This is a genomic window from Pseudomonas sp. 9AZ (assembly GCF_902506525.1).
Taxonomy (GTDB): domain Bacteria; phylum Pseudomonadota; class Gammaproteobacteria; order Pseudomonadales; family Pseudomonadaceae; genus Aquipseudomonas; species Aquipseudomonas peli.
Genome location: NZ_LR733840.1, coordinates 2184622 through 2206388 on the forward strand (window position 1 = coordinate 2184622; position 21767 = coordinate 2206388).

Below are 21767 nucleotides of genomic sequence, written 5' to 3' on the forward strand. Positions count from 1 at the left end.
TCGCGCAGCTTTGCGCCTAGTTATCTATGCCAACTTCAAATTCTCCGTACTCCGCGTTTGCCGCCCTGCTTACCAGCAGCGGTTACACCATTTCCCCAGCCGAGTTGCATGGTCTGCTGCTCGGTCGCAGCTGTGCTGGTGCGGGCTTTGAAATCGACTCCTGGCTGGTGGATGCCGCCGAGCTGCTCGGCGCGGCGCCAGAAGACACCGTACGCCAGGCGCTGATCGGCCTGCAGGAAATGGTCAAGAACGAACTGACCAGCAACGACGTCACCGTGGTGCTGCTGTTGCCCAGCGACGATGCGCCGCTTAGCGAGCGTGCCGTGGCTCTGGGACAATGGTGCCAGGGCTTCCTCGGCGGCTTCGGTCTGACTGCCCGTGACAGCGCCCTGAGCGCTGAAGCCATGGAAGTGCTGCAGGACCTCTCGGCCATTTCCCAGGTGCAGAACGCCTTGGACGAGTCCGATGATGGCGAAAACGATTACATGGAAGTGATGGAGTATCTGCGCGTTGCGCCGCTGCTGCTGTTCAGCGAGTGCGCCAAGCCAGTGGTTGCCGCGGCGAAGCCGTCGCTGCATTGATTTTCATGCAATAGAAGTGGACTCAATCTGCCCATGATCAGCATCCCCAAGTCGGAATACGCCCGTCGGCGCAAGGCGCTGATGGCGCAGATGGAACCCAACAGCATCGCGATTCTGCCGGCGGCGCCGGTGTATATCCGCAACCGCGATGTTGAGCATATCTACCGCCAGGACAGCGACTTCCAGTACCTCTCCGGCTTTCCCGAGCCGGAGGCGGTGATTGCGCTGATTCCCGGTCGCGAGCATGGCGAGTACGTGCTGTTCTGCCGCGAGCGTGACCCGCTACGCGAACTGTGGGACGGCCTGCGTGCTGGCCAGGATGGCGCAATCAGCCAGTACGGCGCAGATGACGCGTTCCCGATTGGTGACATCGACGACATCCTGCCGGGGCTGATCGAAGGCCGTGATCGGGTCTATTCCTCCATGGGCACTAACCATGAGTTCGATCGTCAGCTGATGGAGTGGATCAACGTGATCCGCTCCAAAGCGCGGCAGGGCGCGACGCCGCCCAATGAATTCATCACCCTCGAACACTTGCTGCATGACCTGCGCCTGTACAAGTCGGCTGCCGAGGTCAAAGTGATGAAAGAGGCCGCGGAAATCAGCGCGCGCGCTCATGTGCGCGCCATGCAGGCCAGCCGTGCCGGCTTGTTCGAGTACCACCTGGAAGCCGAGCTGGATTACGAGTTCCGCAAGGGCGGGGCGAAGATGCCGGCTTATGGCTCCATCGTCGCGGCCGGCAAGAACGCCTGCATCCTGCATTACCGCGAGAACGATGCGCCGCTGAAAGACGGTGACCTGGTGCTGATCGACGCCGGTTGCGAGATCGACTGCTACGCCAGCGACATCACCCGCACCTTCCCTGTCAGTGGCACGTTCTCCCCTGAACAGAAAGCCATCTACGAGTTGGTGCTGGCGTCGCAGGAAGCTGCGTTCAAGGAAATCGGCCCCGGCAAGCATTGGAACCAGGCTCATGAAGCCACGGTGCAGGTGATTACCGCCGGTCTGGTGGAACTCGGCTTGCTGCAGGGCGATGTCGCTGAGCTGATCGCCACTGAGGCTTACAAGCCCTTCTATATGCACCGCGCCGGCCATTGGCTGGGCATGGATGTGCATGATGTGGGTGAGTACAAGGTCGGCGGCGAATGGCGCGAGCTGGAAGTCGGCATGGCCATGACCGTCGAGCCGGGCATCTATATCGCCGTGGACAATCAGGACGTGGCGAAGAAATGGCGCGGCATCGGCGTGCGTATTGAAGACGACGTGGTGGTGACCAAGGCCGGTTGCGAAATCCTCACCAGCGGCGTGCCGAAAACTGTCGTCGAGATCGAAGCGCTGATGGCCGCCGCACGCAGCGTGGCGGCCTAGAACATGTCACGCGTCGACATTGCGATTATCGGCGGTGGCCTGGTCGGCGCTAGCCTGGCCGTGGCCCTGCAGGCCGAAGCCAAGCAGCGCGGCTGGCGCATTTGCCTGATTGAACCGTTCACTCCAGGCACTGGCTATCAGCCTAGCTACGATGCGCGCTCCACTGCGTTGTCGTTTGGCTCGCAGCAGATTTATCAGCGCCTCGGCCTGTGGCAGCAGATCAGTCAGCGTGCCGAGCCGATCAAGCAAATTCATGTCTCCGACCGTGGCCGTTTCGCCGCTGCGCGACTAAGTGCCGAAGAAGAAGGCGTGCCGGCGCTCGGCTATGTGGTGGAAAACGCCTGGCTCGGCGAATGCCTGTGGCAGGCCCTGGATCAGCAGGTGGTGAGCTGGCGCAGCCCGGCGCAGGTCACCCGCATGCAGGCTTTGGCCGATGGCTACCGCCTGACTCTGGATGATGGCAGCGAGCTTGAATGCAACCTGGCGATTCTCGCCGAAGGCGGCCGCTCCGGTTTGCGTGAGCAGCTGGGGATCGCCGTGAGTACCACGCCCTATGGGCAGAGCGCGCTGATCGCTAACGTCAGCCCGCAGGAGGCGCACAACGGCCTGGCCTTTGAGCGCTTTACCGAAGAAGGGCCAATGGCCCTGTTGCCGCTGGCGGATAACCGCTGCGCGCTGGTCTGGACCCGCGCCACCCTGGAAGCCGAAAGGCTTTCAGAACTGGGCGATGCGGCGTTTCTCGCCGAGCTGCAGCACGCTTTCGGCTATCGTTTGGGCAGTCTGCGCCAGGTCGGCGCGCGGCACCTCTACCCGCTGGCACTGACGGCCGCTAAAGAACAGGTGCGCCAGCATCTGGTGGTGCTCGGCAATGCCGCGCACAGCCTGCACCCGATTGCTGGGCAGGGCTACAACCTCTCGCTGCGCGACACCCAGGTGCTGGCGGAAACGTTGTTGGCCAGTGATGCGCCGTTGGGCGATCTGGCCACGCTACAGGGCTACCTGAATAGCCAGCAGATGGATCAGCAATTGACCGTCGGCTTCTCTGATCAGGTCACCCGCCTGTTCAGCACCGGCCAGCCGCTGTTGGCCGCCGGGCGTAACCTGGGTTTGCTTGGCCTCGATCTTCTTCCTCCGGCGAAACGCTGGTTTGCCCGCCAGGCCATGGGCCTCGGCACCCGCTCGGAGCATTGATTCATGTCGGCAAATAAATTGGCGCGCAAGGCGCGGCTGCTGCGTTGGGCGATGAACCTGTATCCGCCTTATCTGGGGGCTGGCGTGCGGGTGCGACAGATCAGCGCGGACTTCCGTCAGGTGCAGGTCAAAATGGGCCTAGGTTGGTATAACCGTAACTATGTTGGCACCCAGTTCGGCGGCAGCCTGTATTCGATGACCGACCCGTTCTTCATGCTGATGATCATGGAAAACCTCGGGCGTGACTTTATCGTCTGGGACAAGGCCGCGCGCATCGACTTTATCGCCCCTGGCAAAGGTCCGGTGTACGCCGACTTCAGCATCGATGAACAACTGCTCGACGACATCCGTCAACACACCGCAGACGGTGACAAGTACCACCCCGAGCTGCATGTAGAAGTGCGCGATGGCAGCGGTACCTTGGTGGCGCGGGTGCATAAAACTCTCTACGTGCGACTTAAACCGCGCGCTCGGCAGGCAGCCTGAACAAGGAATATGTGATGCAAGCGGATCTGATCATCGTAGGCGCAGGCATGGTGGGCAGCGCCCTGGCGCTGGCCCTGCAGGATCAGGGCCTGGAAATTCTGCTGGTCGATGGCAGCCCGCTGAGCGTCAAACCCTTTGATCCGCAGGCTGCCTTCGAGCCCCGAGTTAGCGCGCTGTCGGTTGCCAGCCAACGCATTCTTGAACGCCTGGGCGTGTGGGAAGGCATCGCCGCGCGGCGTGTCTGCCCCTATGGCGAGATGCAGGTGTGGGATGGTTCCGGTACCGGGCAGATTCACTTCAGCGCGGCCAGCGTGCATGCCGAATCCCTCGGCCATATTGTCGAGAACCGTGTGGTGCAGGACGCGCTGCTTGAGTGCCTGCATGACAGTTCGATTGGCTTGCTCCCCGGCGCGCGCCTGGAGCAGCTGCGGCGCTCGGGCGAGGGCTGGTTATTGAGCCTCAATGATGGCCGTGAGCTGCGTGCTCCATTGGTTATCGCTGCGGATGGGGCCAACTCAGCAGTACGCCGTCTGGCGGGTTGCGCCACCCGTGAATGGGATTACTTGCACCACGCCATTGTCACCAGCGTGCGCTGCGCCAAGCCGCACCAGGCCACTGCCTGGCAGCGCTTTACCGATGACGGCCCGTTGGCCTTTTTGCCGCTGGCGGGTCCTGAAGGTGAGCATTGGTGCTCGATTGTCTGGTCGGTGACCCCAACTGAAGCCGAACGACTGATGGCGCTGGATGATGCAGGCTTTCGCCGCGCTCTGGGCTTTGCCTTCGAGCATCGTCTGGGAGAGGTGCTGCAAGCTGACCCGCGCCTGTGTATTCCGTTGCGTCAGCGGCACGCCAAGCGTTATGTCGAGGATGGCCTGGCACTGATTGGCGATGCCGCGCACAGCATCCACCCGTTGGCCGGGCAGGGCGTCAACCTGGGCTTTCTTGATGTCGCGGTATTGGCTGAGGTGTTGCTGCACGCCGCGCAACGTGGCGAGCGTCTGAGTGATGTAAAGGTGCTGAGCCGCTACGAGCGTCGGCGCATGCCGCACAACCTGGCGATGATGGCGGCGATGGAAGGCTTCGAACGGCTGTTCCAGGCTGATCCGCTGCCCGTGCGCTGGCTGCGCAACAGCGGCCTCAACTGGGTCGACGACCTGCCCGAAGCCAAGGCGCTGTTCGTGCGCCAGGCCCTGGGTTTGTCTGGCGACCTGCCAGAGTTGGCGCGGGTTTAACTCTATAGCCCAGTGATGTGTGTTCCGCCGAGGGTGGGTTACGCCGCACGGCGTGAACCTGGCCATGGCGCATGCCGCCAATCCGCCTGACAAAAAACTGCGAGCAAAAAAAAGCCCGGCACTGAGGCCGGGCTGAAAGTGTGCAGGGAAGTACACACGGAGTTGCTGTCAGGTCATACCCAGCCAGTTTGGCAGTGCCATGGAGACGGCGGGGATGTAGGTGATCACCATCAAGAAGCCAAGCAGCAGCATCAGCCATGGCCAGGCGGCCTTGACCACGGCGGTCAACGGCATGCCGGTCACCGCCGAGGTGACGAACAGGTTCAGTCCCACCGGTGGTGTGATCAATCCGATTTCCATGTTCACCACCATGATGATGCCCAGGTGGATCGGGTCGATGCCCAGTTGCACGGCAATCGGGAAGAGGATTGGCGCGAGGATCAGGATGATCGCCGACGGCTCCATAAAGGCGCCCGCTACCAGCAGCACGATGTTCACTACCAGCAGGAACTGCCATGGCTGCAGGCCCATCTCCACCACCCAGGCGGTGATGGTCTGCGGGATCTGCTCGGTGGTCAGCACGTGGGCGAAGAGCATGGCGTTGGCGATGATGAACATCAGCATGATGGTCAGCTTGCCGGATTCCAGCAGCACCCGTGGGCACTCGCGGATGGTCATGTCCTTGTACACGAACAGCGCCACGAAGCCGGCGTAGACTGCTGCCACAGCAGCTGCCTCGGTAGGGGTGAACATGCCGGTGTAGATGCCGCCGAGGATGATCACCATCAGCAGCAGACCCCAGATGGCCTTGCGTGCCGCCGTGATGAACTCACGGAAGCTGGCGCGCGGCATGGCCGGCAGGTTCATCTTCCGCGCGACGATATAGATCGCCACCATCAGTGCCACGCCCAGCAGCAGGCCCGGTACCACACCGGCCATAAACAGCTTGCCTACCGACTGCTCGGTCGCGGCGGCGTACACCACCATGACGATCGACGGCGGAATCAGGATGCCCAGGGTGCCGGCGTTACACACGATGCCTGCGCCGAACGCCTGCGGGTAACCCGAGCGCACCATGCCGGCGATGGCAATCGAGCCCACTGCAGCCACGGTGGCTGGCGAGGAGCCGGACAGCGCGGCAAACAGCATGCATGCCAATACCGCCGAGATAGCCAGGCCACCACGGATATGGCCGACGCAGGCGTTGGCGAAGTCGATCAGGCGCTTGGCCACGCCGCCAGTGGTCATAAACGCACCGGACAGCAGGAAGAACGGGATCGCCAGCAGGGTGTAGTGTTCGCTGGTTTCGAACAGCTTGATCGCCAGCGAACGCACCGAGTCCGGGCTGAACAGCATGATCGTCACCGAACCGGCCAGACCCAGCGAGGCGGCAATCGGCACGCCGATAAACATCAGCAGGAACAGCAGAATGAAGAGGAACAGGATGGTCATTGTTTGTGCTCCCCGTGCTCATTGATCTTCAGCGCGTCGGCGGCTTCATCAGCCAGGCCCAGGCCGGTCTGCTGGTTGCGCAGAATGCGCACGAAGATTTCAAAGAAGCGGATAAAAACCATGGCGTAGCCGAACGGCACGATCAGGGTGATATGCCATTGCATGATGCCGTAGTGACCGAGGTCTTCCGCACCGATGCCGGCGGTGAACAGGGTTTTCACCCAGTCGAAGCTGGCGACGGTGATCAGCCCGGCATAGCCCAGGCAGGCCAGGCAGGCGATCAGGCCGATAACTCGTTGCACTGGTTTGCTGGCCAGCTTGACCAGCGCGTCGACGCCGATATGCCCGGCGGTGCGCACACCGTAGGCCAGGCCGAAGAAAATCAACCAGGCGAATAACGCCTTGGTCAGGGCAATGCTCCAGGTCATCGACTGGGCCATGCCGAGAATGCTGTCGCCAATGGCGAAGAAAAACTCACTGCTACCTTCCCAGCGATCCGCCAGGTTGTAGAACAGTGTGTAGAGGTTGTTGAGGATCACGTAGACGAAGGTCACCAGCGTCATGGCGGCCAGCAGGAACGCGATAAAGCCTTCCTCGAAGTGGTCCCAGACGCGCCGCAAGGCGTTCATCAATAGAGTCTCCAGTGGTTAGGGGCGGCGTTCCCAAGCAACCCGTGAAGGGGTGCCTGGGTATTCGGCCAATCGCGCAGCGGCATGGCTGCGCTGTGGTTGGGTGCAGGCCGCAGCCTGCTCCGCCTTACTGGTTGGCTGCGTCGGCAGCTTTGATCAGGTCAGCACCGATTTCAGCTTCGAACTTGCTCCACACCGGCTTCATGGCATCGCGCCATTCATTACGCTGCTCTGGGGTCAGGGTAATGATTTCGGTGGTTTTCGCGTCGATGATGCGCTGCTTGTCGCCATCGTTCAGCGCGCCAGCCTGCTTGTTCACTTCAGCGGTCACTTCCACGATGATCTTGTCCAGCTCGCTGCGTACATCGGCAGGCAGGCTGTTCCAGAACTTGGTGTTGGTGATCAGCATGTAGTCCAGAACACCGTGGTTGGATTCGGTGATGAATTTCTGCACTTCATGCATCTTCTGGCTGTAGATGTTCGAGTAGGGGTTCTCGGCACCGTTTACTACGCCAGTCTGCAGACCCTGGTAAACCTCGGCGAAGCTCATCTTGCGCGGGTTGGCGCGCACGGCCTTGAACTGCTCTTCCAATACGGCGGAAGCCTGTACGCGGAATTTCAGGCCACGGGCATCCTTCGGCTCACGCAGCGCCTTGTTGGCGGACAGCTGCTTGAGGCCGTTGTGCCAGTAGGCCAGACCGGTGATGTTTTTCTCTTCCATAGACTTCAGCAGCGCCTGACCTTCCGGGCTCAGCTGGAAGCGGTCGACGGCGGCCATGTCCTTGAACAGGAACGGCAGGTCGAATACCTGGATTTGCTTGGTGTACTGCTCGAATTTGGCCAGCGATGGGGCGATCAGCTGCACGTCACCGAGCAACAGCGCTTCCATTTCCTTGCCATCACCGAACAGCGAGGAGTTCGGGTAAACCTCGACTTTGACCTTGTCGCCCAGACGCTCTTCGGCGAGCTTCTTGAACAGCGCGGCACCCTGGCCTTTAGGGGTGTGGTCGGCGACCACGTGGGAGAACTTGATCACGATCGGATCGGCCGCTTGGGCCAGGCCGGCGATGCTCAGCGACAGGGCGCACGCGAGCGCCTTGGCAGTCAGTTTGAACATGGAGTCTTTCCTCTTGTTTTTGTATAGCGTGATGCGCCGCAGCGCTACAAGTTGGGCGAACAGGCTCAAGTCTAGGCGGCCTATCAAAAAATGACGGGCGTCGGGCAGATTACCTAGAAGTGAGCCTGGATGAGTCGCCTGCAGGAGGCTAGAGCAACCGCCATGCCAGGCGCTGAAATGGCCGCTGCGGGCGTGATGAAACGCAGCAGCGGCAAGGCTTGGCGGGTTATTGCCGGAGATTTTCAGCGCGGCTGCGTAGGCGTTATACGCAGCTTTTGGCGGAAATCCGCCAGCTAGTCGAGGCTGTCTGGCGAGCTTCCGCCAGCGTCGGCGAAGCTCAGGCCATGTTTGCGCAGCTTGTCGTGCAGGGTTTTACGCGGCACGCCCAGTGCTTCGGCGAGGCTTCGCAGCGAGCTGTGCGAGCGGCTCAGTTCGGCGCTGATCAGGCTGCGTTCAAAGGCTTCTACTTGGGCATTTAAGCCGCCGCTGTTGCTCTCTTCATCGAGTAACGGCGCCGCCGCCTGGGCTTGCAGGTCGAGATCCAGCTCCAGGCCTAGGGCAAAGCGTTCGGCGGCGTTTTGCAACTCGCGCACGTTGCCCGGCCAGGGGTGGCGCAGCAGCGCCGCGCGCTGGCCCGGTTGCAGGCTGCGCTCGGCCAGGCCGTGGCGGCTGCTGGCGGCTTCGGCAAAATGCTGGAACAGCAGCAGGGCATCTTCGCCGCGCTCGCGCAGGGCCGGGATACGCAGCGGTGCGACATTCAGGCGGTAATACAGGTCGGCGCGGAAACGTCCCTGGTCGGCGGCCTGGCGCAGGTCTTCCTTGGTCGCGGCAATCACCCGGATATCCAGAGGAATCAACTGATTGCCACCGAGGCGCTCGACCACGCGCTCCTGCAGCAGGCGCAACAGTTTGACCTGGACTTCCAGGCTCATGCTTTCGATTTCATCGAGGAATAGCGTGCCGCCATTGGCGAATTCGAACTTGCCGATACGGCGCTTCTGCGCGCCGGTAAAGGCGCCTTGTTCATGGCCGAACAGCTCGCTTTCCACCACCGATTCGGCCAGGGCACCGGCGTTGATCGCCACGAATGGCCCGGCGCGGCGGCTGGATAGATCGTGCAGCGCGCGCGCCACTACTTCCTTGCCGGCGCCTGTTTCCCCGAGGATCAACACATCGCTGTTGATCCCAGCCAGGGCGCCGATCTGTTCACGCAGGCGCAGCATCGCGGGAGACTGGCCGACCAGGCGCGCCGACAGGGTGTGGCGATCGGCCAGGGCCATGCGCAGGCTGCGGTTATCCAGTACCAGGCGACGCAGCGCCAGGGCGCGGCGCACGCTGTCGAGCAGGTCGTCGCTGGCGAAGGGTTTTTCCAAGAAGTCATAGGCCCCGGCGCGCATGGCCTGCACGGCCAGCGGCACATCGCCGTGCCCCGTGATCAGCAGCACCGGCAGTTCCGGGTCCTGTTCCTGCAGTTGTTGCAGCAGCTGCAGGCCGTCGATGCCAGGCATGCGGATATCGCTGACCACCACACCCGGCCAGTCGCGCTCAATGCGTGCGGCGACGCCATGGGCATCGGCCAGGCTGCTGACCTTGAGCCCGGCCAGGTCGAGGGTCTGGCTCAGCGCTTGACGCAGGTGGGGGTCGTCGTCGATCAGCAGTACCTGGGTGCGGGCGTCAATCATGCTCATACAACAAAGTCCTCTGGCGACTGGGTTTTGATGCCCTGATCCGCGGCGCGCAGGCGCAGGGTCAGTTGAGCGCCGCCATCGGGGTGGTTGGCGAACAGCAGTTCACCGCCCAGGGCGCGCATCAGGGTATCGCAAATGGCCAGGCCGAGGCCGAGGCCCTGAGCGCTGGTTTTGGTGGTGAAGAATGGCTCACGGGCGCGTTGCAGCGCCTCCTGGCTAAAGCCGGGGCCATTGTCCCGCAGGTGTAGATCGACGCCTTCGGCGGTAAGTTCGGCACTTAGCCACAGGCGGCGTGGCTGCGGCACTTCGCTCAACGCGTCGAGGGCATTCGCCAGCAGGTTGCCGAGCACCTGACGCAGGCGGGTTTCGCCAGCCTGCACCCACAGGGTTGCGTCTGGCAGGTCACGGGTCAGCTCGACCTGCATGGCTTGGCGACGTTTGGCCAGCAGGGCCAGGGCATCGTCGATGGCCGGCTGCAGGGCCACGCTTTCCGGGGCGTGACGGTCGCGGCGGGCGAAGGCGCGCAGGTGGGCGATGATTGAGGCCATGCGCTCGGTCAGTTTGCTGATCAGCTTGAGGTTGGCGCGGGCGTCGTCGCCGCGCTGATGGTCAAGCAGCACCCCGGCGTTGTCGGCGTAACTGCGGATGGCTGCCAGCGGCTGATTGAGCTCATGGCTGATGCTCGCACTCATGGTGCCCAGGGCTGAGAGTTTGCTGGCCTGCACCAGTTCATCCTGCGCTTGCACCAGCTCCTGCTGGGCTTGTTCGCGCTCCAACACTTCCTGCTTCAGCCGGCTATTGAGGCGTTCCAGATCGAGGGTGCGCTCCAGCACACGCTGCTCCAACTGTTGACGGGCCTGGCTGTCGAGGGCGATGCGCTCCAGGTAGTGACGGCGGCGCTGCATCAGCAGGCCAAGCAGCAGCATCAACAACAGCAGCATGCCGCCGCCGGCCACCAAGGCTGTACGTACCGGGCGGTCGAGCAGGCTGCGCGGGGCGAGAATACTGACGGTCCAGCCGGTTTCCTTGAGTTCGCGGTCCTGGCGAATCCAGTTCTGCGCATCCAGCTTGATCGGCGGTGGCGCCTGGGTCGGGTAGGGCAGGTTGGCAGCGATTGCGGCGCGTTCGGCGGCGTCCAACGGGCGACTGGCGGTAAAGCGCCACTGGCTGTTGGACGTGAGGATCACCACGCCATTGGCATCGGTCACCAGCAGTTGTTCCGGGGTGTTGCCCCAGAGGGTTTCGGTGTGGTCGAGGTCGACCTTGACCACCAGCGCGCCGAGGTTGCGCTCACCGTCGCGCACGGCGGCGGCGAAGTAGTAGCCGCGCTTGCCCGAGGTGGTGCCGAGGCCGAAGAAACGTCCTGGGCGGCCGGCGATGGCTTCGCGAAAATATGGGCGGAAGGCGAAGTTGCGGTCGACAAAGGAGTCGGCCTGCTCCCAGTTGGAGGCCGCCAGGGTCTTGCCGTTGGGGTCCATCAGGTAGATCACGTCGGCGCCTGTCTGCCCGCGCACCTGGTCAAGCAGGCGATTGGCGTTCTCCAGCAGGGTGCGCTCAGTCGGCTGTTGCAGGGCCAGGCGCAGGGCCGGCAGATCGCCGAGAATGGGGGGTAGTACCTCGTAGCGGCGCAGCGTACCGAGCAGGTTGGCCACGTAGAGGTCGAGGGTCTGGCGGTTCTGCTCGACCAGCACGCCGCTGTAGTAACGCTCGGCCAGCTGCTGCAGCGGCCACAACAGGGGCGTCAACAGCAGGGCGAGGACTGCCAGGCTGCGCCAACGCGGACGACGCGGGTGAGGATGAACGGTTGGCATGCGCTTACTCGTACAGGGTGATCAGTTCAGAGTGGCGGTTATGCAATAAGTGGGCAAGCTCGCCGATTAGGGTCAATACTCAAGCCGTTTGGCATCGCCCTGGAGTAATGGTGCCGCCCGCTTGCGCCCTGCATGGACGGCTGCGCTTTAGTCCTGGAGATACCCTGATGCTGGCTCAATTGACGGTACGGGCGAGGTTGCTGCTGTTGGCGGTGGTGCCGCTGCTGGTGCTGATTGTGGTGATCAGCATGGCGTTGTCCAATGCCAGCAAGCTGAATGACAGTTTTGACGAGTTGTTTACCGACCGCATGCAGCCGATAAGCCAGCTCAAGGTGGTGTCGGATGCCTACGCGGTGGCGATGGTCGATGCGTTGCATAAATACCGCGCTGGGGTGTTCGACGAAGCCGCATTGCGCAAGGCATTCAGCGATGCCCGCAGCCGTGGTGACAAAGCCTGGGCCGAGTACATCGCCACTCGACTGACCCGTGATGAAGGTAGTCGGGTCGAGCGCACCAAACCACTCCTGTTGAAGGTCCAGCAACTGGCGGATCAGTACCTGGGGCAACTCGCAAATGGCCAGTTACTGGCGACCGAAACGGCATCGTTCAACCGTACCCTGTATGACACCTTCGACCCGCTGGGTGGCGAGCTGGAAGGGTTGATCAGTTTGCAGCTGAGCGAGGGCGAGCGGCTCAACGTCGAGACCACGGCCCAGTACTTGGCCATCCGTAATACCTTCCTGTTGATCGGTGCCGTTGCGTTGGTGCTGGTGCTGGTGGCCGCAGTGATGATCAGTCTGTCGATCATTCGCCCGCTGTCCGGTTTGCGCAGCGTGATCAGCGAGGTGCAGGAGTCATCCAACTTGACCCTGCGTGCTGACACCCGCGGCCGCGATGAGGTGTCCGATACCGCGCGGGCCTTCAATGCCATGCTAGAGCACCAGCAGGCGTTGATCCGCCATTTGACCGATACCGCCACGCAGCTGGCGGCGGCGTCCGAGGAAATGAGTGCGATCAGTGCTCAGGTCAGCCAGGCTGCCACGGCCCAAGGCGACCAAACCAGCATGGTGGCCACCGCCGTGCACCAGATGAGCGTGGCGGTGCAGGAGGTCGCGCGCAATGCGCAGGCTACTGCCAGCAATGCCGCTGACGCGAATAAGGAAGCGCGCCAGGGCAGCGAGTTGGTGCAGTCCAACCTCACATCGATTCAGGGGCTGTCGACCTCGGTGGAAAAAGCCGGTGAGGTGATCGACACCCTGCACAGCCAGAGCGATGAAATCAGCAAGGTGCTTGGGGTCATCCAGAGCATTGCCGAGCAAACCAACCTGCTGGCGCTGAATGCCGCGATTGAGGCGGCGCGCGCTGGTGAAGCCGGGCGCGGCTTTGCCGTGGTGGCTGATGAGGTGCGCAGCCTGGCGAGTAATACGCAGAAAGCCACCGAATCGATCCGCAGCATGATCGATGCCCTGCAAGGCGGCGCACGCAGTGCGGTCAGTGCGATGCAGCTGTCGCGCGAGCAGGCGCAAAACAGTGTCAGCCGTGCCCGTGAGGCGGGTGAGGTGCTCAATCACATTGCCCTTGCGATTGAAGGTATCGCCGACGGCAATGTGCAGATTTCCGCCGCCACGGAACAGCAAACGGCAGTGGCGAATGAGATCAGCGAGAACATCAGCAGCCTTAATGACAGCATCGGTGATGTGGTCAACGGCGCCGAGCAAAGCTCGATTGCCAGCCGCGATCTGGCGCAATTGGCCACGGGTTTGCAGCAACAGATCCAGCGCTTCAGGGCTTAGCGATGAGCGAGGCACTGCTCCAGCGCGGCTTGCCAGGTTGGCAGTTGAACCTGCCAGTCCTGCTGCAGGCGTCTGCAGTCCAGACGTGAATTCAGTGGGCGCTGCGCCGGGGTTGGATAAGCGCTGCTGGGGATGGGGTGCAGCGTCGCCACGGTTTTGCCTTGGCTGTGCAGATGCGCGGCAATCGCGCTGGCGAAACCGAACCAGCTGGTTTCGCCTTGTGCGGTCAGGTGATAGACCCCCCACGGGCCTGGATGGCCGCTATGCCACTGCGTGATCAGTTGCGCCGTGGCTTGCGCAATCGTGCCGGCCCAAGTGGGCGCGCCGATCTGGTCGTCTACCACGGATAAGCTTTCGCGTTCCTGCAGCAGGCGTTGCATGGTCAGCAGAAAGTTTTTGCCGTTCTGCGAGTAAACCCAGCTGGTGCGCAGAATCAGGTGCATACCGCCCACGGCCTGAATCGCCTGCTCGCCCGCCAGTTTGCTACGCCCGTATACGCTCAGTGGATGGGTGGTATCGCTTTCGCGGTAAGGCTCGGCCAGGCTGCCATCGAACACATAGTCGGTGGAGTAGTGGATCAGCGGAGCGCCTAGCTCGGCGGCGACCTCGGCGAGGATGCCCGGCGCCGTGGCGTTGATCGCGAAGGCCAGCTCCGGCTCGCTCTCGGCCTGGTCGACCGCTGTGTGCGCGGCGGCATTGATGATCAGCTCGGGGCGTAGGTGCTGAAGCTGCTGGCGAATCCGCTCCGGCTGAGCCAGGTCCAGCTGCTCGCGGCCCAGTACCGTCAACTCGGCGGCACAGTGCAGGGCGCGCTGCAGTTCCTGGCTGACCTGGCCATGCCGGCCGAGCAGGAGAACTTTCATGGAAAAACCTGCGCATCGACGAAGCTGACACCGGCCTGGTCCTTGGCTGACAGTTGCGGTGAACCCTCCAGCGGCCAGTCAATGGCCAGTGTTGGGTCATCCCAGCGGATGCAGCGCTCATGTTCCGGCGCATAGTAGTTGGTGGTTTTGTAGAGGAACTCGGCGAACTCGCTGAGTACCACAAAGCCATGGGCAAACCCTTCCGGTACCCACAACTGCCGATTGTTTTCGGCGGACAGGTGCACGCCGACCCAGCGGCCGAAGGTGGGAGAGCTGCGGCGTAGATCCACGGCCACGTCATAGACTTCGCCGGAGGTGACCCGCACCAATTTGCCCTGCGCTTGCTGCACTTGATAATGCAAGCCGCGTAGCACGCCTTTGGCTGAGCGCGAGTGATTGTCCTGAACGAACTCACGCTGTAGGCCGGTGGCATCGGCAAAGCTGCGGGCATTGAAACTCTCGAAGAAAAAGCCGCGCTGATCGCCGAATACCCTGGGTTCTAGGATGATCACGCCGGGCAGCTCGGTGCTGATTGCCTTCATGCTCACTCCTCGGCCAGTTTGAACAGGTACTGGCCGTAGCCGGTCTTGCCGAAAATAGTGGCCTGCGCCAGTAGTTGTTGACGATCAATCCAGCCCTGCTGGTAAGCGATTTCTTCCAGGCAGGCAACTTTCAAGCCCTGACGGTGTTCGATGGTCTGCACGTACTGCGAAGCGTCTAGCAGGCTGTCGTGGGTGCCGGTGTCGAGCCAGGCGAAGCCACGGCCGAAACGCTCGACGCGCAAGTCACCGCGCTGCAAGTAGGCGTTGTTGACGTCGGTGATTTCCAGCTCACCACGCGGCGACGGTTGGACCGCTTTGGCAATCTCAATCACATCGTTGTCGTAAAAATATAGGCCAGTCACCGCGTAACTGGACTTCGGTATGACGGGCTTTTCCTCAATGGAGATGGCCTTGCCCTGAGTGTCGAACTCGATCACGCCAAAGCGCTGCGGGTCTTTGACCCAGTAGCCGAAAACCGTAGCCCCTGATGGCTCAGCGGCAGCGCGCAGAAGTTTTTCGGTGAAGTGCTGGCCATGGAAAATGTTGTCGCCAAGGATCAGGCACACCGAGTCCTTGCCGATAAATTCTTCGCCCAGAATAAAGGCCTGGGCCAGACCGTCGGGTGAGGGTTGTTCGATGTACTCGAAACGCACACCAAACTGGCTGCCATCACCGAGCATCTTGCGGAAATTCGGCAAGTCCTGCGGGGTGGAGATAATCAGAATTTCGCGCACACCCGCGAGCATCAGTACGGATATCGGGTAGTAGATCATCGGTTTGTCGTAGATCGGCAGCAGCTGTTTGGACACCCCTAGGGTGATGGGGTGCAGGCGACTGCCGGAGCCACCGGCGAGAATGATGCCTTTCATTGTGCTGCTCCTTATAGTGCGCCGAGGCGTTCGCGCTGGTAGCTGCCATCCTGCACGCGGCGGCACCAGTCGAGATTATTCAGGTACCAGAGCACGGTTTTGCGCAGGCCGCTGGTGAAGGTTTCCTCAGGTTTCCAGCCCAGCTCGCGTTCGATCTTGCTGGCATCGATGGCATAGCGCAGATCATGACCTGGACGGTCAGTGACGAAACTGATCTGCTCTTTATAGGAGCCGTTCTGGCGTGGGGACAGCTCGTCCAATAACGCGCAAATGCTCTCCACCACATGCAGGTTTTTCTGCTCGTTATGCCCGCCGATATTGTAGGTCTCGCCGACCTTGCCTTCACTCACCACCGTTAACAGTGCGCGGGCATGGTCTTCCACATACAGCCAGTCACGCACCTGCTGGCCGTTGCCGTAAACCGGTAGCAGCTTGCCATCCAGAGCATTGAGGATCATCAGCGGGATCAGTTTTTCCGGGAAGTGGTAGGGGCCGTAGTTGTTCGAGCAGTTGGTCAGCAGGACTGGCAAGCCATAGGTGCGTTGCCAGGCGCGTACCAGATGATCCGATGCGGCTTTACTCGCCGAATAGGGCGAGCTGGGTGCGTAGGCCGTGGCCTCGGTGAACAGATCATCTGCACCGTGCAGGTCGCCATACACTTCATCGGTCGAGATATGGTGAAAGCGAAACGCGGCTTTGCGTGCCGGCTCCAGCTGCATCCAATAACTACGCGTGGCTTCGAGCAGCGTATAGGTGCCGACGATATTGGTTTGGATAAACGCTGCCGGGCCGTCGATGGAGCGATCGACGTGCGATTCAGCTGCCAAGTGCATGATCGCGTCCGGCTGAAATTCAGCCAGTGCCTGGCTGACGGCTGCACTGTCGGCAATGTCGGCCTGCATGAAGCGATAGCCGGGATGATTGGCAACACTGGCCAACGACTCGAGGTTGCCGGCATAGGTCAGCTTGTCGAGGTTAAGCACCTGATGCTCGGTGTGATTCAGCAGATGACGAATCAGTGCCGAGCCAATAAAGCCGGCGCCGCCGGTGATCAGGATACGCACAGGCTTATACCTTCCGTTGCTCTGGTGGCCGGTTAATATTGCGGGCAGTGTTGCAAGCCGCGTCTAGGTGAGCAAGCTGCAGTATTTTTTCGGCAAAAAAAAGCCCCGCATCGCTGCGGGGCTTTCTTTATATGGTGCCGGCACCAGGAATCGAACCCGGGACCTACTGATTACAAGTCAGTAGCACACACATATTATCCACAGCCCTTGATGAATGATTTTACCCGTTTTACGTCTTTTAAATGCCTGAATTTACTGAATATTAGCGCATAGACTAGGTTTCAGAGGCAACTATATCCGTTGTTCAATAAGTAGTCAAATCCCTACCCCAGTCCTACCCCAAGAGCTATAATCCTACCCCAAACCTACCCCGGAAACGGTCAGGATTTGCTGATGACAACACGCACCGCGATTAATGAATATACCCTTGAGCGGCTCAAGTATGATCCCAAAAAAGGGCGTATAGAACGCTTTGATCCACCAATGCCGGGGCATGGCACCTTCGGCGTGCGGGTCAACAAAACATGCAAAAGTTTCATCTTGCTGTACAGCTTTCATGGCCGCCCGCGGCGACTCACCCTCGGCAATTACCCGGATCTCTCCCTCTCCGCAGCCCGTACCCGGGCGGCGAAAGCCATCGAGTTGCTCAAGCAGGGTATCGATCCCGGTCAGCAAAAAGTCGTTGAGCTGGTTGAGTATCGTTCCAGCCCGACCTTTGCTGAGGCCGTCGAGAGCTACTTGGTCTGGGCCCAGGCGAACAAGAAGTCCTGGGCCGAGGACGAGCGCATGTTGCGGCGCGAGTTCGTTCCGCACCTCGGGGACATGAAGATCCGGGATGTCGTGCGCAAACAGGTACTGGCCCTGCTTGATGAAAAAGCCAGAACCGCGCCCGTGCAGGCTAATCGCCTCTTGGCGGTCATACGCAAGATGTTCAACTTCTGTGTGGAACGCGAAATCATTGATGCGACGCCCCTCGTACAGATGAAGCATGTCGCGAAGGAGAGCCCGCGCGAGCGCAGCCTCAATCGGCATGAATTGGTGTGGTTTCTGAACCGGTTGACCGAGTCCACGCTGACTCAGAGTACCCGCTTCGCGCTGCTGCTCAGTTTGATGTTGGCGCAGCGTTCTGGGCGCATTGTTGAGATGCGCTGGGTCGACATCGATCTGGACGATGCCATCTGGGACCGGTCGGGTAAGTTCGAGAAAAACAATAACCCGGTTGCGATCCCGCTGTCTGAGGATGTGATGGGCATTTTGAATTACCTGCGTGAGCGGCAGGTTCAGAAGGTGGTTGCCCTCAATCCTGAGCGCTGGGCGAGTAGCCGCGTTCCGCCGGGTCCTGGGCAGTTCGTCTTTCCTGGGCGTTTACCTGTAAAGCCGCAGACTCAGCCGTCGCTCAATCGTGCTATGCGTCGTTTCTACGACGATTATGTGAAGGATGCTGCGCGTGTCCAGGAAGACGCCCTACTGCGTGTGGCAGACGGCTACCCGCGCCCTACGGTGCATGACCTGCGTCGTACGGCGACCACGCATATGTCGAGCAAGGGACTTGGGAAAGACGCGCGCAGCCGTATCCTCAATCACAAGGACTTGTCGGTGGATGCCATCTACGATCGCTATGCGTACTTCGATGAGAAGTCTGTTGCGCTGACGGAGTGGCACGAATTTCTGAGAGGGTTGTTGCGCAGGGAGTTCGGCGATGTCGATTGGGTCGAGTTCTATGGGCGTCGCATGGAGGCGGTTAAGTCAGATCAGTGCTCTGAAGGCTAAAGATCATATATGGTCTTTTATTTGTTAAATTTTGGTTTAATGGGCTATATTTGATCTATTATTTTTGTGTTTAGACCTATCTGAAGGGCACTTGTGATGGCGCTCACCCATACGCTTTTCTCTCCCAGTGAACTGGCTCAGCAGGTCGCTGATAATGCTCGCGTGCTGCGTTTAGCGCAGAACCTGTCGCGCAAGACGTTGGCCGAGCGAGCTGGGGTTTCAGAGTCGACCATCAAACGTTTTGAAACGACGGGGCAAATCACCCTGGATGCGCTGGTGCTGTTGGCCTCGTCTCTTGGTGTGGCGCAGCAGCTGTCAGGGTTGTTTACTCAGGCGCAGCCGGTCTCTCTGGATGAACTCAAGCAGAGCGGGCGAGTCCGGGGGCGCAAATGAATAACGTGACTTCGGTCGAGGTGCTGCTCGCGGGCACCCGAGTGGGGGAGCTAGTTTGCGTGCCTCGGCGCGGGACGTTTTTTGCCTACGACGAGCAGTGGCTGGCGACGGGTTTCAACCTTTCGCCTTTGAACATGGCATTTAAATCCGCCCCGCAAGCCGCGCCTGACCCTCACCTGTTCAGCGGGTTGATGGGCGTGTTCGCCGACTCCCTGCCGGATGGCTGGGGCATGCTGCTGATGGATCGCTTTTTCCTGCGTGAGCGCGGCATTGATCGGCGCGCCATGGGTGCCTTGGAGTACCGGTCTGTTTTGGAAAAGTCCGATGCTGACTCCTCGCTGAGTCTTGAGCGCTTGTACCAGGCGGCGCTTGAGGTCTACGAAGGTGATACCGCGACGACGCTGGATGCTTTGCGGTTGGCGGGTGGTTCGGCTGCGGGAGCGCGACCCAAAGTAGTCGTAGCGCTTTCAAAAGATAAGCAGCCTTGTGCGTCGTCATTCAAAACCCTGTCCGAGGGGGTATGAGCACTGGTTGGTGAAGTTTTGCTCGCCCGAAGAGCATCGCGACACGGGAGCTATTGAGTACGCCTATGCGCAAATGGCCCGGAATGCTGGGGTCGAAATGGCCGAGTCCGCTCTTCTGAATGTGCAGGCTGAGAGCAGGGTAGAGCGTTTCTTTGCCGCGAAGCGTTTTGATCGTGACGGTGAGCGTAAAATCCACATGCTGACGGCATGCGGGATTCTTTACGCCGATTACCGCTCTCCTTCATTGGATTACGGCGACCTGCTTCGCGCCACCTGGGCCATCACCGGGCATGCTGGCGAAGTGGAGAAAATGGCACGTCTGATGGTCTTCAACGCGCTCGCTCACAATCACGATGACCATTCAAAAAACTTTGCGTACCTGTTTGATCAAGGGCGTTGGGTACTTTCTCCAGCCTATGACCTGACCTTTGCCCGCGTGCGTGGCATGGCTGACGAACACACGACGACCTTTGCTGGGGTGGGGCTGCCGACTCACAAGGCCCTGCGAAAGGTCTGCGAATCCTTCAGCTTTTTAAAAGTGGATCAGTACATCGAACAGACGCTTGATGCGCTAGCGGGTTGGCGTGGGCAGTGCCGAGAACTTGGTGTCGATGGGCAGCAAGAAGCGGAGATTCAGGCTGCGTTGGAGCAAATCCGGACTCGATTTGGGTAAGCGGTAGACCTATGTGCGTATAGCAATACTGCGGATTGTCTCTACCAGCGCATGGGCAGCTGCTGAGAGTTCGACGTCGACTCGCTTGATCAGGCCGATGTGCCGTTCGACCTTTGGATTGATCATAGGGATGCAGTAGGCCCCCAGCTCTCGCATTTGCTGTGTACAGATGCTCGGCACCACGCTGACGCCCAAGCCTTGTTCTACCATCCGGCCGATAGTCGTGAATTGATGGCTTTCGAATGCCGCCTGCAACTGTCCGACTTGCATTTCGATGACCCGGCGCACTGCTGAGGGTCTTTGTAGGGCAATGAAGGGTTGGTTGCTCAATTCGGGCCAGCGAATTTCGTTTCGTGTAATAAGGTCGCTGGTTGGCGGTACTACTGCTACAAAACGATCCAGATAGATCGGAATGAACTTCAGACTGTCTAGAGTATCCGGTTCGAACACCACGCCAAGCTCGACCCGGCGATCAAGCACCATTTCCACCACTTTCTCGTTGATTACGTCGTGCACGGTGACATTGATATTCGGGTGGTGGTCGCGAAATGCTTTGATCGCCTGTGGCAGACGGTTTGCGGCGAACGACGGCATGGCGGCGATGGCTACGCGGCCGAGTTGCAGGGTGAAGTGCTGACGCAGCAACTCCTCGGTGTTTTCCCATTCCGTCAAGAGGCGTTGAGCGATTGGCAGCAGTATTTCTCCTTCCGGGGTCAGGGTGACGCTGCGAGTGGTGCGCGATAGCAGCGCTCCGCCTAGTGAGGCCTCGAGGTTCTTTATTGCCAGGCTCAGCGCTGGCTGCGATATGTGCAGGTGTAGGCAGGCCTGAGTAAAGGACAGGCTCTGGGCGACGGCAAGAAAGGTGCGTAGTTGTTTAAGGGTCATTAATTTATTTAATAAATCAATTTTAAAGAAAAATAAATTTAACAAATTAATTCGAATTGTAGAAGCTACTGCCATCGTCGATTTTGGTCGGCCGAGACAAATAAGAGGCTCGAGAGATGGCAGGTCTGGACAAGCGTGTTGGCAGTTACGAGGAGGCGCTAGCTGGCGTCGAAAACGGGATGACTGTGTTGTCCGGAGGCTTCGGTCTGTGCGGTATTCCAGAAAACCTGATTGCCGAGATCCAGCGCCGTGGTGTGCGTGATCTTACTGTGGTGTCGAACAACTGCGGTGTTGATGGCTTCGGTCTCGGTGTACTGCTTGAGGAGCGTCAGATCCGCAAGATGATCGCCTCCTACGTGGGTGAGAACGCGCTGTTTGAGCGGCAGCTGCTTAACGGTGAGCTGGAGGTCGAGTTAACACCGCAGGGCACGTTGGCGGAAAAGCTACGCGCGGGCGGTGCCGGTATCCCGGCCTTCTTCACTGCTACCGGTTACGGCACGCCCGTTGCCGAAGGCAAGGAAGTACGCGAGTTCAACGGCCGCCACTACATACTCGAACCTGCAATCACTGGCGACTTCGCCATCGTTAAAGGCTGGAAGGCGGACCATTTCGGCAACGTCGTCTATCGCCATACCGCGCAGAACTTCAACCCGATGGTGGCTAGCGCTGGTCGCATCACCGTGGTGGAAGTGGAGGAAATCGTCGAGCCTGGTGAGCTGGATCCCGCGCATATCCACACCCCCGGCATCTACGTAGATCGCATCATCCAGGGCCGTTTCGAGAAGCGCATCGAGAAGCGCACTGTGCGCGCCTGATTCTTAAAGAGAGACTCCAAC

At 60.4% G+C, this 21767-nt stretch carries 21 protein-coding genes; 11 read left to right on the forward strand and 10 right to left on the reverse strand.

Translation table 11 applies throughout. The annotated features are described in order from the left end of the window. Positions 1–26: 26 nt before the first annotated feature. Genes ALTER154_RS10195 through ALTER154_RS10215 form a run of 5 tightly spaced genes read left to right on the forward strand, consistent with a single transcriptional unit; the run spans position 27 to position 4858 of the window. The gene (locus ALTER154_RS10195) at positions 27–581 is read left to right on the forward strand and encodes a YecA family protein (RefSeq protein WP_160086735.1); all 555 of its coding nucleotides are present in this window, start codon (positions 27–29) and stop codon (positions 579–581) included. Positions 582–614: 33 nt separating this feature from the next. Continuing rightward, entirely contained in the window at positions 615–1949 is a 1335-nt protein-coding gene (gene pepP / locus ALTER154_RS10200) for a Xaa-Pro aminopeptidase (protein ID WP_160086737.1), read from the forward strand. Positions 1950–1952: 3 nt separating this feature from the next. Continuing rightward, positions 1953–3140: a 2-octaprenyl-6-methoxyphenyl hydroxylase gene (ubiH, locus tag ALTER154_RS10205; RefSeq protein WP_160086740.1), complete on the forward strand. Its 1188-nt coding sequence runs from the start codon at positions 1953–1955 to the stop codon at positions 3138–3140. A gap of 3 nt (positions 3141–3143) precedes the next feature. Continuing rightward, positions 3144–3626, forward strand: a complete 483-nt coding sequence (locus ALTER154_RS10210; protein WP_160086742.1) for a DUF4442 domain-containing protein — start codon at positions 3144–3146, stop codon at positions 3624–3626. Between the two features lie 14 nt (positions 3627–3640). After that, a complete protein-coding gene (locus ALTER154_RS10215) occupies positions 3641–4858 on the forward strand; it encodes a 2-octaprenyl-3-methyl-6-methoxy-1,4-benzoquinol hydroxylase (RefSeq protein ID WP_160086744.1) in 1218 nt (405 codons plus the stop codon). Positions 4859–5026: 168 nt separating this feature from the next. On the opposite strand, the gene dctM is transcribed toward ALTER154_RS10215, so the two are convergent. From dctM to ALTER154_RS10240, 5 genes are all read right to left on the reverse strand, one after another. Then, entirely contained in the window at positions 5027–6310 is a 1284-nt protein-coding gene (gene dctM, locus ALTER154_RS10220; protein ID WP_160086746.1) for a C4-dicarboxylate TRAP transporter large permease protein DctM, read from the reverse strand. After that, on the reverse strand, positions 6307–6939 hold the full coding sequence (locus tag ALTER154_RS10225) for a TRAP transporter small permease (protein ID WP_160086748.1): 633 nt from the start codon (positions 6937–6939) through the stop codon (positions 6307–6309). The genes dctM and ALTER154_RS10225 overlap by 4 nt, the downstream gene beginning before the upstream one ends. Before the next feature lie 127 nt (positions 6940–7066). Continuing rightward, entirely contained in the window at positions 7067–8056 is a 990-nt protein-coding gene (gene dctP / locus ALTER154_RS10230; protein ID WP_160086750.1) for a C4-dicarboxylate TRAP substrate-binding protein DctP, read from the reverse strand. Between the two features lie 293 nt (positions 8057–8349). Then, positions 8350–9744: a sigma-54 dependent transcriptional regulator gene (locus ALTER154_RS10235; RefSeq protein WP_160086752.1), complete on the reverse strand. Its 1395-nt coding sequence runs from the start codon at positions 9742–9744 to the stop codon at positions 8350–8352. Beyond that, a complete protein-coding gene (locus tag ALTER154_RS10240; protein WP_160086754.1) occupies positions 9741–11555 on the reverse strand; it encodes an ATP-binding protein in 1815 nt (604 codons plus the stop codon). Before ALTER154_RS10240 ends, ALTER154_RS10235 begins: the two co-directional genes overlap by 4 nt. 167 nt (positions 11556–11722) lie before the next feature. Between ALTER154_RS10240 and ALTER154_RS10245 the strand changes: the two genes are divergently transcribed. Beyond that, on the forward strand, positions 11723–13348 hold the full coding sequence (locus tag ALTER154_RS10245; RefSeq protein WP_160086756.1) for a methyl-accepting chemotaxis protein: 1626 nt from the start codon (positions 11723–11725) through the stop codon (positions 13346–13348). On the opposite strand, the gene rfbD is transcribed toward ALTER154_RS10245, so the two are convergent. The 4 genes from rfbD to rfbB are packed head-to-tail and all read right to left on the reverse strand — an operon-like array spanning position 13345 to position 16686. Next, positions 13345–14211 (reverse strand): dTDP-4-dehydrorhamnose reductase, encoded by an 867-nt coding sequence (gene rfbD / locus ALTER154_RS10250; RefSeq protein ID WP_160086758.1) that lies wholly within the window; start codon positions 14209–14211, stop codon positions 13345–13347. The genes ALTER154_RS10245 and rfbD overlap by 4 nt on opposite strands. Beyond that, positions 14208–14753 carry a dTDP-4-dehydrorhamnose 3,5-epimerase gene (rfbC, locus tag ALTER154_RS10255; RefSeq protein ID WP_160086760.1) on the reverse strand — a complete coding sequence of 182 codons (546 nt, stop codon included), beginning with the start codon at positions 14751–14753 and terminating at the stop codon, positions 14208–14210. The genes rfbD and rfbC overlap by 4 nt, the downstream gene beginning before the upstream one ends. A gap of 2 nt (positions 14754–14755) precedes the next feature. After that, positions 14756–15622, reverse strand: a complete 867-nt coding sequence (gene rfbA, locus ALTER154_RS10260; protein ID WP_090254723.1) for a glucose-1-phosphate thymidylyltransferase RfbA — start codon at positions 15620–15622, stop codon at positions 14756–14758. Positions 15623–15633: 11 nt separating this feature from the next. After that, a complete protein-coding gene (gene rfbB / locus ALTER154_RS10265; protein WP_160086762.1) occupies positions 15634–16686 on the reverse strand; it encodes a dTDP-glucose 4,6-dehydratase in 1053 nt (350 codons plus the stop codon). A 393-nt stretch (positions 16687–17079) separates the two neighbouring features. On the opposite strand from rfbB, the gene ALTER154_RS10270 reads away from it, so the two are divergent. The 4 genes from ALTER154_RS10270 to ALTER154_RS21025 all read left to right on the forward strand — a co-directional run bounded on the left by ALTER154_RS10270 (position 17080) and on the right by ALTER154_RS21025 (position 20046). Next, positions 17080–18456, forward strand: a complete 1377-nt coding sequence (locus ALTER154_RS10270; RefSeq protein WP_160086764.1) for an integrase family protein — start codon at positions 17080–17082, stop codon at positions 18454–18456. 96 nt (positions 18457–18552) lie between these two features. Then, positions 18553–18849, forward strand: coding sequence for a helix-turn-helix domain-containing protein (locus ALTER154_RS10275; RefSeq protein ID WP_160086766.1), 297 nt, complete (start codon positions 18553–18555; stop codon positions 18847–18849). Beyond that, on the forward strand, positions 18846–19373 hold the full coding sequence (locus ALTER154_RS21020; RefSeq protein WP_256665626.1) for a HipA N-terminal domain-containing protein: 528 nt from the start codon (positions 18846–18848) through the stop codon (positions 19371–19373). The genes ALTER154_RS10275 and ALTER154_RS21020 overlap by 4 nt, the downstream gene beginning before the upstream one ends. A 10-nt stretch (positions 19374–19383) precedes the next feature. Beyond that, positions 19384–20046 (forward strand): type II toxin-antitoxin system HipA family toxin, encoded by a 663-nt coding sequence (locus ALTER154_RS21025; RefSeq protein ID WP_256665627.1) that lies wholly within the window; start codon positions 19384–19386, stop codon positions 20044–20046. 9 nt (positions 20047–20055) lie between these two features. On the opposite strand, the gene ALTER154_RS10285 is transcribed toward ALTER154_RS21025, so the two are convergent. Further along, complete coding sequence (locus ALTER154_RS10285) at positions 20056–20931, reverse strand: LysR family transcriptional regulator (protein WP_160090096.1); 876 nt, start codon at positions 20929–20931, stop codon at positions 20056–20058. Between the two features lie 116 nt (positions 20932–21047). Between ALTER154_RS10285 and ALTER154_RS10290 the strand changes: the two genes are divergently transcribed. After that, on the forward strand, positions 21048–21746 hold the full coding sequence (locus ALTER154_RS10290) for a CoA transferase subunit A (protein WP_160086768.1): 699 nt from the start codon (positions 21048–21050) through the stop codon (positions 21744–21746). The last annotated feature ends 21 nt before the right edge of the window (positions 21747–21767 follow it).